The sequence below is a fragment of the Pseudomonas sp. MUP55 genome, from assembly GCF_034043515.1.
In the GTDB taxonomy this organism is placed as follows: domain Bacteria; phylum Pseudomonadota; class Gammaproteobacteria; order Pseudomonadales; family Pseudomonadaceae; genus Aquipseudomonas.
On the sequence record NZ_CP138214.1, the window covers coordinates 3,978,664 to 3,992,501 of the forward strand.

The following is a 13,838-nucleotide window of genomic DNA, read 5'->3' on the forward strand; positions in this document are numbered from 1 at the left end:
AATTGCCGAAACTGGCAGCGCTGGCGGAACGCGGAGCGTCCCAAGAGGCATTCCCACGCAGAGCATGGGAACGATCAACTGGCCTGAGTGAATGAAGTCAACCTGTGGGAGGGGGCTTGCCCCCGATGGCTGTGTATCACTCAGCACATTCGCAGCTGACCCACCGCTATCGGGGGCAAGCCCCCTCCCACATTTGATTTAGGTTGACTCACAATAGGATCGTACGATCGTTCCCACGCTCCCGCGTGGGAATGCAGCCCGTGACGCTCTGCGTCACCCGTGCGCAATTGCCGAAACGTGCAGCGGTGGCGGAACGCGGAGCGTCCCAAGAGGCATTCCCACGCAGAGCATGGGAACGATCAACTGGCCTGAGTGAATGAGCCCCCTCCCACATTGGACGGTGGTTGACCAGCAATTCGCAATCAACCTTGAAGGGTTATTTCTTTTTCTTCTTGTCGTGCTTGTCGCTCTTGGCAAACGCGTCTTCCAGCGCCCGGTTGAGGGTGCGCAGTACCTTGACCCGCGCCCAGCGCTTGTCATTGGCTTCGATGAGGGTCCAGGGCGCGATTTCGGTGCTGGTACGGTCGACCATGTCGCCGACGGCGGCACGGTAATCGTCCCACTTGTCGCGGTTGCGCCAGTCGTCTTCGGTGATCTTGAAACGCTTGAAAGGGATTTCTTCACGCGCCTGGAAACGCTGCAGCTGAGTTTCCTTGTCGATGGCCAGCCAGAACTTGACCACGATCACCCCGGCATCACGCAGTTGTTCTTCGAAGTCATTGATCTCGCCATAGGCGCGCATCCAGTCGGCCGGGGTGCAGAAGCCTTCGATGCGTTCCACCAGCACCCGGCCATACCAGGAGCGGTCGAACACGGTGAACAGGCCGCGAGCCGGGATCTTCTGCCAGAACCGCCACAGGTACGGCTGGGCGCGCTCGTCTTCACTGGGCGCGGCAATGGGCACGATGTGATACTGGCGCGGGTCCAGCGCGGCCGCCACGCGTCGGATCGCCCCGCCCTTGCCGGCCGCGTCGTTGCCTTCGAACACGCTCACCAACGCGTGCCTGCGCATGCGTTTGTCGCGCATCAGGCCGGAGAAGCGCGCCTGTTCGGTAATCAGTTGTTCTTCGTAATCGTCCTTGTCCAGGCGCAGGGACAGGTCGAGGCTGTCGAGCAGGCTTTTCTCGTCCACCGACGCAATCAAGGGCGCCGGGTTCATGCCGCTGGCCTTGCCCTTGGGCAGCTTCAAGGCGTTCTGCAAGCCCTCGAGCAAAATCTTGCCCACGGTAAGCCCACGGTAATGGGGGTCGACACCTTCGATCACATGCCACGGCGCGTAGTCGCGGCTGGTGCGGCGCAATACGCGTTCGCCGAAATGCACAAACTTGTCGTAGGTCGCCGACTGCTGCCAATCCAGCGGGCTGATGCGCCAACTGTGCAGCGGGTCATCGGCCAGCGCCTTGAGCCGCGCCTTCATCTGTTTCTTGGACAGGTGGAACCAGAACTTGAAGATCAGCGCCCCTTCATCGCACAGCATCTTTTCCAGACGCTCGGCCCCGGCAATGGCCTGGTCCAGACGCGCGTCCTTGATGCGCCCGTGAACCCGGCTCTGCAACATCTGGCTGTACCAGTTGCCGAAGAAAATCCCCATGCGCCCCTTGGCCGGCAGATGCCGCCAGTAGCGCCAGGCCGGTGGGCGCGCCAGTTCCTCGTCGGTCTGCTGGTCGAAGGTGCGCACCTCGATCAGGCGCGGGTCCATCCACTCGTTGAGCAGCTTGACCGTCTCGCCCTTGCCGGCGCCCTCGATGCCGTTGATCAGGATGATCACCGGGAAGCGCTTTTGCTGTTGCAGCTCGTACTGCACTTCCAGCAAGGCTTCGCGCAGGGCGGGCACTTCGGCCTCAAAGGTGTCTTTGTCAATGGCGTGACCGATTTCGGCGGATTCGAACATGGGCTGCTCCGTTTCAAGATGGCTCAAGACTAGCGGATTGGGCAGCAACGCGCGGAGGGAAATTCCACCGATGCGTGCCGTGGGTCAATTCCAGGCCTGTCGATCGGCTAGAATGGCCGCCTAGTGTTTGCCCGCTGTCTATTTATGAGCCGCCCATGACCCCCATCGCCCACGCCCAGCTCGACTGGGACGACCACGGCCGCCCGCATTCGCGGATGTTCGACGACGTGTATTTCTCCGACCAGTCGGGCCTTGAAGAAACCCGTTATGTGTTCCTGCAACAGAACCGTTTGCAGGAGCGCTTCGCTGCGTTGCCCGTGGGTGGGCGGCTGGTCATCGGCGAAACCGGCTTCGGCACCGGCTTGAATTTTCTATGCGCCTGGCAGCTGTTCGATCAACACGCGGTGGCCGGAGCACGCCTGCATTTTGTCAGCGTGGAGAAATACCCGCTGAGCCACGCCGACCTGCAACGCGCCCTCGCCCTCTGGCCTGAACTCCAAACCTACGCCGAAGCGCTGCTGGCCCAGTACGTCGCCATTCACCAAGGTTTCCAGCAGTTGGTGCTGGACAATGGTCGCGTGACCCTGACGCTGTTGATCGGCGATGCCTTGGAACAATTGCCGCACCTGGATGCCCAGGTCGACGCCTGGTTTCTCGACGGCTTCGCCCCGGCGAAAAACCCGGACATGTGGACCGCCGAGCTGTTCGCCGAGCTGGCGCGCCTGGCGGCACCGGGCTCGACCATCAGCACCTTCACCAGCACCGGGTGGGTAAGGCGCTTGATCAATGCCGCCGGCTTCAAGATGAAACGCATGCCGGGCATCGGCCACAAATGGGAGATCCTGCGCGGCGAGTTTCTCGGCTGGCCCGAACACGCGCCGCCGCCCGCCGTGACCGCGCCGTGGTTCGCGCGGCCAGCACCTGCGCCCGGTGAACGCCGAGCGCTGGTGATCGGCGGTGGGCTGGCCGGTTGCTGCACCGCAGCGAGCCTCGCGGCGCGGGGCTGGCAGGTGTGCCTGCTGGAACGCCACGATGCCCTGGCCCAGGAAGCCTCCGGCAACCCCCAGGGCGTGCTGTACCTGAAGCTCTCGGCCCATGGCACGGCGCTGTCGCAATTGATTGTCAGCGGTTTTGGCTACACGCGCCGGCTGCTTGAGCATTTGCAGCGCGGGGTGGATTGGGACGCCTGCGGCGTGCTGCAACTGGCGTTCAATGCCAAGGAGGCCGAACGCCAGGCGCAACTGGCCGAGGCGTTCGCGCCGGGTCTGCTGCACCGCGTAGATGCAACCCAGGCGCAGGCCCACGCCCAGATTCCACTGGACACGGGCGGGCTGTTTTTCCCCGAGGGCGGTTGGGTCCATCCGCCTGCGCTGTGCCAGTGGCAGGCCCGCCATCCCGGCGTGCAAGTGCGCCTGCATGAGGAGGCGCTGACGTTGCAACGCATTGACGGCCAGTGGCAGGCCTACAACGGCGAGACGCTGGTGGCGAGCGCGCCGGTGGTGGTTCTCGCCGGTGCCGCCGAGATCAAGCGCTTTGCCTTCAGCGCCGCGCTGCCGCTCAAGCGTATTCGCGGGCAAATCACCTGCCTGGCGCAAACCGCCGCCAGCCAAGCGTTGAGCACGGTGGTCTGCGGCCAGGGCTACGTCGCGCCGGCACGGCTGGGCGAACACACCCTGGGCGCCAGTTTCGATTTCAACAGCGACGATCTGACGCCCACCCTCGCCGAACACGCCGATAACCTGGCGATGCTGCGGGAAATTTCCCCGGCCTTGCTGGACGCCCTGCACCCTGAAGGCGAGCCGCTCGACACCCTGGCGGGCCGCGCGGCGTTTCGCTGCACCAGCCCCGACTACCTGCCTATCGTCGGCCCGCTGGCCGATGCCACCGCGTTTGCCCAGGCGTACGCCGTATTGGCCAGGGATGCACGCCAGGTACCCGATACGCCGTGCCCGTGGCTGGACGGCGTGTACATCAATAGCGGCCACGGTTCTCGCGGATTGATCACCGCACCATTATCGGCGCAACTGCTGGCGGCATGGCTGGATAACGAGCCCTTGCCCGTGCCCCTGAGCGTGGCCCAGGCCTGTCATCCGAACCGCTTCGCCTTGCGCGAATTGATTCGCGGCAAATCGCGCACGGCATCCTGAGCGCCGGGGGAGAAATGCGGCGTGCGCCATTAATAAAAGTCCACTTATAACTTATCGTTCTAAAACTCCGGCGTTGTGCCTGGGGTCAGTTTCTGAGTAAGCGCCCTTTTGGTGCGTATTGAGTATTGACCCTCCCCAACGGAAAAACCGGTAAGGAACTTATGTGTGGATTAGCTGGCGAGTTACGCTTTGATCATCAACCTGCCGACCTGGCAGCTGTGGAACGCATCACGCATCACCTCGCCCCTCGTGGCCCCGACGCCTGGGGCTTCCATGCCCAAGGGCCGATTGCCCTGGGCCATCGCCGCCTGAAAATTATGGACCTGTCGGACGGCTCCGCCCAACCGATGGTCGACGCCCAACTGGGCCTGTCCCTGGCGTTCAACGGCGCGATCTATAACTTCCCGGAACTGCGCCAAGAGCTCGAAGCCCTGGGCTATGCCTTCTATTCCGGCGGCGACACCGAAGTGCTGCTCAAGGGCTATCACGCCTGGGGCGAAGCGCTGCTGCCCAAGCTCAACGGCATGTTTGCCTTTGCCATCTGGGAACGCGATGCCCAGCGTCTGTTCATCGCCCGCGACCGTCTCGGCGTCAAGCCGTTGTACCTGTCACGTACCGGCCAGCGCCTGCGCTTCGCCTCGGCGTTGCCGGCGCTGCTCAAGGGCGGCGATATCAACCCGATTCTTGACCCGGTCGCGCTCAACCACTACCTCAATTTCCATGCGGTGGTGCCGGCCCCGCGCACGCTGCTGGCCGGCATCGAAAAGCTGCCGCCAGCCACCTGGATGCGCATCGAGGCCGATGGCAAGACCGAACAGAACACCTGGTGGACCCTGCCCTACGGCCCCCATGAGGACGAAAAACACCTGACCCTGGAAGACTGGACCGACCGCGTGCTCGACAGCACCCGCGAAGCCGTGGCCATCCGCCAACGTGCGGCCGTGGACGTCGGCGTGCTGCTCTCCGGCGGCGTCGACTCGAGCATGCTAGTGGGCCTGTTGCGCGAAGTGGGCGTGGAAGGCCTGTCGACCTTCTCCATCGGCTTTGAAGACGCCGGCGGCGAGCGCGGCGACGAGTTCCAGTATTCGGACCTGATCGCCAAGCACTACGGCACCCATCACCACCAGTTGCGCATCGCTGAAAGCGAAATCATCGAGCAACTGCCGGCGGCCTTTCGCGCCATGAGCGAGCCGATGGTCAGCCACGACTGCATCGCCTTCTACCTGCTGTCGCGGGAAGTGGCCAAGCACTGCAAGGTGGTGCAAAGCGGCCAGGGCGCCGACGAATTGTTCGCCGGTTACCACTGGTACCCGCAGGTGGATGGCGCCAGCGACCCGTATGCGGCGTACCGTGAAGCATTCTTCGACCGCAGCTACGACGACTATGCCGCCACCGTTGCACCGAAATGGCTGACCGCCAACGATGCCGCCGGTGACTTCGTGCGTGAGCATTTTGCGATGCCTGGCGCGGACGCTGCGGTGGACAAGGCCCTGCGCCTGGACAGCACGGTGATGCTGGTGGACGACCCGGTCAAACGCGTCGACAACATGACCATGGCCTGGGGCCTGGAAGCGCGTACGCCGTTTCTCGACTACCGCCTGGTGGAACTGTCGGCCCGCGTGCCGGGCAAGTTCAAGCTGCCCGACGGCGGCAAGCAGGTGCTCAAGGAGGCCGCGCGCCGCGTGATCCCCAGCGAAGTCATCGACCGCAAGAAAGGCTACTTCCCGGTGCCCGGTCTCAAGCATTTGCAGGGCGACACCTTGAACTGGGTACGCGAACTGCTGATGGACCCGAGCCAGGACCGTGGCTTGTTCAACCCCGCCATGCTCGATCGCTTGCTGACGGACCCACAAGGCCAACTGACCCCATTGCGCGGCTCCAAGCTGTGGCAACTGGCAGCGCTGAACCTGTGGCTCAGCGAACAAGGAATCTGATCCATGAAACCTAACGCTGCGGCGTACAGCCAACGCTTGCTCAAAGGCCAGGCGCCAACCTACGAACGCCTGCAGGCCCGACTTGCCGAAGACGGCAGCGCCCAGGGCCCCGAACCGATTGCCGTGCATTGCGGCTGGGGCCGTCTGCTGATCGGGCATACCTTTGCAGACCCCGCGAGCCTTGCTCAGGAGTTGCTCAAGGAGCAGTCCGGCGAGCGCGACATCGCTCTGTATGTGGCCGCGCCTCAGCAGATCCTCGGGATCGATCCGCAAAAGCTGTTCCTCGACCCCTCCGATACGCTGCGCCTGTGGTTCAGCGATTATCGCCCCGCTACACGGGTGTTTCGCGGCTTCCGCATCCGTCGGGTGCAAAGCGAAGCCGACTGGCACGCGGTGAACCTGCTGTACCTGGGACGCGGCATGTTGCCGGTCGACCCCGAGCGCCTGACGCCGCGCCATCAAGGCGGCCCGGTGTATTGGCTGGCGGAGGACGAGGACAGCGGCGCCGTCATCGGCAGCGTGATGGGCCTGAACCACCAGAAAGCCTTTCACGACCCGGAAAACGGTTGCAGCCTGTGGTGCCTGGCGGTGGACCCGCAGTGCACCCGGCCGGGCGTGGGTGAAGTGCTGGTGCGCCACCTGGTGGAACACTTCATGAGCCGTGGCCTGAGCTACCTGGACTTGTCGGTGCTGCACAACAACCGCCAGGCCAAAAGCCTGTACGCCAAGCTGGGTTTTCGTGCACTGACCACGTTTGCAATCAAGCACAAGAACGGCATCAACCAGTCGCTGTTTCTGGGCCCTGGCCCGCAGGCCGGGCTCAATCCGTATGCGCGGATCATCGTTGAAGAAGCCCACCGACGTGGCATCGATGTGCAGGTGGACGATGCCGATGCCGGTCTGTTCACGCTGTGCCTCGGCGGTCGGCGCATACGCTGCCGCGAGTCGCTGAGCGACCTGACCAGCGCCGTGAGCATGACCCTGTGCCAGGACAAGAGCCTGACCCACAGGACGCTCAAGGCCGCCGGCTTGAATTTGCCTTCGCAGCAATTGGCGGGCAGTGCCGACGACAACCTTGAGTTTCTCGACGAGCATCAGCGCGTCGTGGTCAAGCCGCTCGATGGCGAGCAAGGCAAAGGCGTGGCGGTAGACCTGCAGACCATCGAGGAAGTCCAGCAGGCGATCGAAGCGGCGCGCCAGTTCGACAGCCGGGTGTTGCTCGAAAGCTTCCACGAAGGCCTGGACCTGCGCATTCTGGTGATCGGTTTTGAAGTGGTCGCCGCCGCGATTCGTCGCCCCGCCGAAGTGATCGGCGATGGTCAGCATTCGATTCGCACCTTGATCCAGGCCCAGAGCCGTCGCCGCCAGGCCGCCACCGATGGCGAAAGCAAGATTCCCATGGACGCGGAAACCGAGCGCACCCTGAAAGCCGCCGGGTATGACTACGACAGCATCCTGCCGCGCGGCGTGCACCTGGCCGTGCGCCGTACCGCCAACCTGCACACCGGTGGCTGCCTGGAGGATGTCACCGCGATCCTGCACCCGACCCTGGTGGATGCCGCCGTGCGTGCCGCACGCGCCCTGGACATTCCCATGGTCGGTCTCGACTTGCTCGTGCCGGCCGCCGATCAACCCGAGTACGTGTTTATCGAAGCCAACGAGCGGGCCGGCCTGGCCAACCATGAACCGCAACCGACGGCGGAAAAATTTGTGGACCTGTTGTTTCCCCACAGCCAGCCCGCGACCTGACCTCCGATCGTGATCGTTCCCACGCTCCGCGTGGGCATGCAGCCTGTGACGCTCCGCGTCACCACAGCGGACGCAGAGCGTCCCTCGAGGCATTCCCACGCAGAGCGTGGGAACGATCTGCCCTCAACTCATCAGGAGTTTCCATGACCCGAACCATTCCCGAACCCGATCTCGCCTACCTGCAAAAAGTCCTGCTGGAAATGCTCGCCATTCCCAGCCCCACCGGGTTTACCGACACCATCGTGCGCTACGTCGCCGAACGCCTGGAAGAACTTGGCATCCCGTTTGAAATGACCCGGCGCGGTACCATTCGCGCCACCCTCAAGGGCCAGAAAAGCAGCCCTGACCGCGCCGTCTCCGCGCACCTGGACACCATCGGCGCCGCCGTACGCGCCATCAAGGACAACGGCCGCCTGACGCTGGCGCCGGTGGGCTGCTGGTCGAGCCGCTTTGCCGAAGGCAGCCGTGTCAGCGTGTTCACCGACAGCGGCGTGATTCGCGGCAGCGTATTGCCCCTGATGGCCTCCGGGCACGCGTTCAACACCGCCGTGGATGAAATGCCGGTGAGCTGGGACCATGTTGAACTGCGTCTGGACGCCTACTGCGCGACCCGCGCCGATTGCGATTCCCTGGGCATCGGCATTGGCGACTACGTGGCGTTCGACCCCCTGCCGGAGTTCACCGAAAGCGGGCACATCAGTGCGCGTCACCTGGACGACAAAGCCGGCGTCGCCGCCCTGCTCGCCGCGCTCAAGGCGATCATCGACAGCGGCGAACCGCTGCTGATCGACTGCCACCCGCTGTTCACCATCACCGAGGAAACCGGCAGTGGCGCGGCTGCGGCCCTGCCCTGGGATGTGAGTGAGTTTGTGGGCATCGATATCGCCCCGGTCGCCCCCGGCCAGCATTCCAGCGAGCACGCGGTGAGCGTGGCCATGCAGGATTCCGGCGGGCCTTACGACTATCACCTGTCACGCCACTTGCTGGGCCTGGCGGCGGATAACGAGTTGCCGGTGCGCCGCGACCTGTTCCGCTATTACTTCAGCGATGCGCATTCGGCGGTGACCGCCGGGCACGATATTCGTACCGCCCTGCTGGCGTTCGGTTGCGACGCCACTCACGGCTACGAGCGCACCCATATCGACAGCCTGGCGGCCCTCAGCCGCCTGCTGGGTGCCTACATCCTCAGCCCGCCGGTATTTGCCAGCGACGCGCAACCGGCCCAAGGCTCCCTGGACCGCTTCAGCCATCAGATCGAGCACGAGACGCACATGGAGAACGATACCCGCGTGCCATCGGTAGACAGCCTGGTCGGCCATAAGTCTGACGCCGGCAACAGCTGATACTGGCAACCAAGGTCCCGGCGCAGTAGCATCGCCGGGACCTGACACCTGAGGCTTGTATGCTGATTCCCTACGACGCGCTTGAAGTCGACACCCTGACCCGCCTGATCGAAGATTTCGTCACCCGCGACGGCACCGACAATGGCGACGACACGCCCCTGGAAACCCGCGTACTGCGCGTGCGCCAGGCACTGACCAAAGGCCAGGCCCTGATCGTGTTCGACCCGGAAAGCGAGCAATGCCAATTGATGCTCAAGCACGATGTGCCCAAGCATCTGTTTGACTGACGGCAGGACTAAGGGTTGGGGACCGGCACCGGATAAATCGCGCTGGCCTCGCGTTCGCGGATTTTGCGGTAAACCTCGGCGCGGTGCACGCTCACCCCGGCCGGCGCTTCGATGCCGAACTTCACGTGGTGTGCGCTGACTTCAAGAATGTGCAAAGCGATGTCATCGCCGATGGAAATGCTTTCGCCTACAGCGCGACTCAAGACCAGCATGATGGTTGTCCTTTTCCAATATCAGGACCCCGACCATCCTTGTTTGCCGCGCAACCCACAATGACTCGCGGCCAAATCAGGCGCTACCTACACAGATAGGTAACTTACCTGACAGACCGCACCCTGATCAGCCCTTGGTAGCCTGCGCCTTGGCGCGCATCTTGTCGGCCATCAGGGTCATCTCGTCATACAGCAACTGCGGGTTCTTCTGTTTCAACGCCCAGGCCATCCGCCCTTGTTCATGGGGCAGAATCATGAACTCGCCTTCGGCCACGCGCTGGTAAATATAGTCGGCGATATCGGTCGCCGAGATCGGCGAACTCTCGAGCAACTTGCCCACCTGTGCCTTCATCGCCGGGGTCGGCCCACGGAATGAATCGAGCAGATTGGTCTGGAAAAACGACGGGCATACCACATGCACGCCGATTTCCTGCTGCTTGAGTTCCACCAGCAGGCTTTCCGACAGCGCCACCACACCGGCCTTGGCCACGTTGTAGTTGCTCATGGCCGGCCCCTGCATCAGCGCAGCCATCGAGGCGATGTTGATGATGCGGCCCTGGCTCTTTTCCAACAGCGGCAAGAACGCCTTGCAGCCCTTGACCACGCCCATCAGGTTGATTGCGATCTGCCAGTCCCAGTCCTCCAGCGACAGCTCGGCAAAGAAGCCACCGGACGCCACACCGGCGTTATTGACGATCACATCGATGCCCCCCAGCTTCACTTCGCACGCTTGCGCAAACGCGGTGAGCTGGCTGTAGTCACGCACGTCACAGCGCTGGGTGAAACCCTCGCCACCGGCTTGGCGCACCAACCTGAGGGTTTCCTGCAAGCCGGGCTCGCTGACATCCGACAAGGCCAGCTGCCAACCCTCACGGGCCCAGCGCAGAGCGATTTCACGACCCAGGCCGGACCCGGCGCCAGTGATCATCATGCGGTTTTGCATAGGAAGTAGCCTTGTGGTTCACCAGAGGAGTAACCGGCAGTGTAGCGAAGGTTTTTGCCACACCCACGCACCATCAGAGTGATGAATGCCCCAGGCAAACTGCGGGCTCGGTCGGATGCGCGCACTAAGACTAAGTTCAATCTTTTTCAACTAAGTTGATGCAGTTGCGCAGGGGTTAAAAGAAATAAGCGAGCAATCGAATTGTTTTAAAATAATACGGAATTTTTCGAGAAGCGGCGCAGTCGGAGTTAGTAAGCCGTCCATCATCAAGTGGACGAGACTCCCGCTGAATAACCGGTCTTTACAGAAGGCCTATAAGGAATAAAACCATGAGCCTGATTCTGATCATTATCCTGATCCTGTTGCTGGTCGGTGGCCTGCCCGTGTTCCCGCACTCGCGTAACTGGGGCTATGGCCCGTCGGGTATCCTCGGTGTAGTGCTGGTCGTTCTGCTGGTGCTGTTGTTGCTCGGCAAGATATAACACCGGTTCCACGGACAAAAAAAAGAGGCCTCGACGAGGCCTCTTTTTTATTGCCGGTCGGTTAATCCGGCTTACCGTCTACAACGCCTGCGGTGTTATCCAGCAGGCTCTTGGTGGCGGTCTGCAGGAACGACTCGAGTTTCTGCTTCAGCGCCGCTTCGTCAGGCGACTCTGCAATCACTTTGCCGGTCGGGTTGGCGCCCAGTTCGTATTGCCACAACTTGGGTGGCATTTCCTTGGGCAGGACCAGCACGCGGTCAGCGGTGAGCAAGGCGACAGTCTGGTCGCTGCCCGACGGCTTGATCACGCCGAAGCCCTTGTCGCCTTCCGGCAGGTTGAGCAGGTCACGGCCCCAGCACTGGTGCAGGGTGTCACCGCCCAGGCGGCCCATGATGGTCGGGACGATATCGATCTGAGTGCCCACGGTGTGGTCACGCTCGCCGAACTTTTCCTGCATGCCCGGCGCGATCATCAGCATCGGCACGTTGAAGCGGCCCAGGTCCATCTCGGTGATCTGCTGCTCGTTACCGAAGCCGTGGTCACCCACCACCACGAACAGGGTTTCCTTGAAGTACGGCTCCTTGCGGGCCTTCTCGAAGAACTGACCCAACGCCCAGTCGGAGTAACGCATGGCGGTCAAATGCTCGTTGAGGCTGCCACGGTCGGTGACTTTCTCAACCGGCAATGGCGTCGGCAACGCGTACGGCGTGTGGTTGGAAAGGGTCTGCAGCAGCGCGTAGAACGGCTTGCCGCCCTCGCGGGCCTTCAGTTCTTCCAGGCCACGGTTGAACATGTCCTGGTCGGACACGCCCCAGGTCGGGTCGGAGAACACCGGGTTGACGAAGTCATTGCGGCCAATGAAGTTGGTCATGCCCTGGTTGCTGAAAAAGCCCGACTGGTTGTCCCAGGCGAAGTCGCCGTTGTAGACATACACATCGTTGAAATCACGCGCGCTGAGCAACTGCGGCAGGCCCGACAGCTTGTGGCTGCCTTCGGGGGTCTGCATCAGGTATTCGAAGCCCGGCAGGTTCGGGAAGCATGCCATGGTGGCAAACATACCCTGGTGGGTGTGGGTGCCGTTGGAGAAGAAGCGATCGAACAGCAGGCCTTCCTTGGACAACTTGTCGAAGTACGGCGTGATATTGCCAGGACGGCCCAGGGCGCCTACCGAGTGACCGGCAAAGCTTTCCATCAGGATCACGACCACGTTCTTGATCGGCAGGGTCTTCTCGGCCGGCGGCGTGTAGTCACGGCGCACGGCAGCGGTGTCGGTATCCACCAGCTTCTCGCTCGGCAGTACCAGCATGTCACGCACGGTCTGGGTGGCCAGCGGTTGCTCCAGGGTGGCTTTCCAGATGTTGGAACGCTCTTCGGAGAAGCGCGACTTGGCGGCGGCGATCAGCGACAGCGTGCCATTGAGGCCCAACTGGTTGGCGAAGTTCGAATCGGTGGTGTACACATCACCCCAACGCAGCGGTGGGCCCTGGCGCAGGGTGCCGCGGATGGCGACCACGGCGACCAGCAGGCACACCACGAACACCGCGATGCGGCTGTACCACGGCGCCACCTGACGCGTGCCGATGCTGCCGCCACTGAACGGGCCACGCGGGCGCGTTGCGCGGTCGGCGCCCTTGAAGGCCATGCTCAGGATCAGCGTGCCCACGGCCCAGGCCAACAGGTAGCGCACCACCGGGAAACCGTACCAGAGCATGCTCATCACGGTTTTCGGGTCTTCCTTCACATACTGGAAGACCAGGCCGTTGAGGCGCTGGTGGAACTCGCGGTAGAAGTCCATCTCCATCAGGCCCAGGAACAGCGCGATGCTGGACGCGACGGTCAGCCACAACCGGAAGAACCCGCGCGCCGCCATGGCCCGTACGCTGAACAAGGCCAGCAGCAGCGGGATCAGCAGGTACATCACTAGGCGAATATCCAGGCGCAGGCCGTTGGCGAACGCTTCGAGGAAGGTCGAGGCCGGTGTGTCGAGGATCATCTCGCGGTTGTAGACCAGCAACGCCAGGCGCAGCAGGGAGAACATCACCATCATGACCAGTGCGCAGAGCAGCGTGTACGCCAGATGGGATTTGACGGTCGGTTGCAGCAGGCGATTTGAAGCTCGCTGCTGATTCAGGGCGTCCGGGTTTGCCATGTCGTTTTAGGACCCATTGGAAGTTGAAGTTGCGAAATAATGCGGTGGCGTACGCCCCTCGCCCAGGCTGGCCGGGGTGGGCGGTTAACGCGGTGGGGCAAATGGTGCCCGATCAACGGCATCAACGCTATAGATTACTGAACGTGCGCCGCCGCCCTGCCTTTACAAGTGCTAGGGGATAGAGCCTCGGCAGGGGAACAAAGCGGGGGAATTGTCTTGGATGGGATGTGAAAAATTCGTGCAGCGAATAGTTTCGACACACAAATCTCTTATCCTCGATGAAAGCAAATGTGGGAGGGGGCTTGCCCCCGATAGCGGTGGGTCAGCACTGGATAGAGTGACTGTCACTACGCCATCGGGGGCAAGCCCCCTCCCACATGACTGTGCTCACTTTAGAGTTCAAGTGAGCGCACGATCAGATCCGCACGTTGCCGCGCGGCCCGGCGATCGCCCAGATGATCAGGCCCAGTACCGGCAGCAGCAGGATCAGCAAGATCCACAGCACCTTGGCGCCCGTGCTCGCGCCGCTTTTGAACACGTTGATGATCGCCCAGATATCCAGCGCGAGGATGATCAGGCCAATCAGGCCATTGAAAGTGGAACCCATGGTGTCGCTCCTAAGTGAGGGCTTGCCCTCTTAG

The 13,838-nt window shown here is 62.6% G+C and carries 11 protein-coding genes; 6 read left to right on the forward strand and 5 right to left on the reverse strand.

The window, feature by feature from the left end; all coding sequences use genetic code 11:
• Window positions 1-436: 436 nt before the first annotated feature.
• Window positions 437-1,951 (reverse strand): polyphosphate:AMP phosphotransferase, encoded by a 1,515-nt coding sequence (gene pap, locus SC318_RS17850; RefSeq protein WP_320427872.1) that lies wholly within the window; start codon window positions 1,949-1,951, stop codon window positions 437-439.
• Window positions 1,952-2,106: 155 nt separating this feature from the next.
• On the opposite strand from pap, the gene mnmC reads away from it, so the two are divergent.
• The 5 genes from mnmC to SC318_RS17875 all read left to right on the forward strand — a co-directional run bounded on the left by mnmC (window position 2,107) and on the right by SC318_RS17875 (window position 9,411).
• Window positions 2,107-4,098, forward strand: a complete 1,992-nt coding sequence (mnmC, locus tag SC318_RS17855; protein WP_320427873.1) for a bifunctional tRNA (5-methylaminomethyl-2-thiouridine)(34)-methyltransferase MnmC2/FAD-dependent 5-carboxymethylaminomethyl-2-thiouridine(34) oxidoreductase MnmC1 — start codon at window positions 2,107-2,109, stop codon at window positions 4,096-4,098.
• Between the two features lie 161 nt (window positions 4,099-4,259).
• Window positions 4,260-6,032 carry an N-acetylglutaminylglutamine amidotransferase gene (locus tag SC318_RS17860; RefSeq protein WP_320427874.1) on the forward strand — a complete coding sequence of 591 codons (1,773 nt, stop codon included), beginning with the start codon at window positions 4,260-4,262 and terminating at the stop codon, window positions 6,030-6,032.
• A gap of 3 nt (window positions 6,033-6,035) precedes the next feature.
• Window positions 6,036-7,781, forward strand: coding sequence for an N-acetylglutaminylglutamine synthetase (ngg, locus tag SC318_RS17865; protein ID WP_320427875.1), 1,746 nt, complete (start codon window positions 6,036-6,038; stop codon window positions 7,779-7,781).
• Between the two features lie 143 nt (window positions 7,782-7,924).
• On the forward strand, window positions 7,925-9,124 hold the full coding sequence (locus SC318_RS17870) for an osmoprotectant NAGGN system M42 family peptidase (RefSeq protein WP_306493884.1): 1,200 nt from the start codon (window positions 7,925-7,927) through the stop codon (window positions 9,122-9,124).
• Between the two features lie 59 nt (window positions 9,125-9,183).
• On the forward strand, window positions 9,184-9,411 hold the full coding sequence (locus SC318_RS17875) for a YheU family protein (protein ID WP_003192759.1): 228 nt from the start codon (window positions 9,184-9,186) through the stop codon (window positions 9,409-9,411).
• Window positions 9,412-9,419: 8 nt separating this feature from the next.
• On the opposite strand, the gene csrA is transcribed toward SC318_RS17875, so the two are convergent.
• The gene (csrA, locus tag SC318_RS17880; RefSeq protein WP_320427876.1) at window positions 9,420-9,623 is read right to left on the reverse strand and encodes a carbon storage regulator CsrA; all 204 of its coding nucleotides are present in this window, start codon (window positions 9,621-9,623) and stop codon (window positions 9,420-9,422) included.
• A gap of 127 nt (window positions 9,624-9,750) precedes the next feature.
• Complete coding sequence (locus SC318_RS17885) at window positions 9,751-10,566, reverse strand: SDR family oxidoreductase (protein ID WP_320427877.1); 816 nt, start codon at window positions 10,564-10,566, stop codon at window positions 9,751-9,753.
• A gap of 329 nt (window positions 10,567-10,895) precedes the next feature.
• Between SC318_RS17885 and SC318_RS17890 the strand changes: the two genes are divergently transcribed.
• Window positions 10,896-11,048, forward strand: coding sequence for a DUF3309 family protein (locus SC318_RS17890; protein ID WP_003192767.1), 153 nt, complete (start codon window positions 10,896-10,898; stop codon window positions 11,046-11,048).
• 61 nt (window positions 11,049-11,109) lie between these two features.
• Here SC318_RS17890 and SC318_RS17895 read toward each other — a convergent pair whose 3' ends face one another.
• The gene (locus tag SC318_RS17895) at window positions 11,110-13,197 is read right to left on the reverse strand and encodes an LTA synthase family protein (RefSeq protein ID WP_320427878.1); all 2,088 of its coding nucleotides are present in this window, start codon (window positions 13,195-13,197) and stop codon (window positions 11,110-11,112) included.
• 415 nt (window positions 13,198-13,612) lie between these two features.
• Window positions 13,613-13,804, reverse strand: a complete 192-nt coding sequence (locus SC318_RS17900) for a PLDc N-terminal domain-containing protein (protein ID WP_003172956.1) — start codon at window positions 13,802-13,804, stop codon at window positions 13,613-13,615.
• Between the last annotated feature and the right edge of the window lie 34 nt (window positions 13,805-13,838).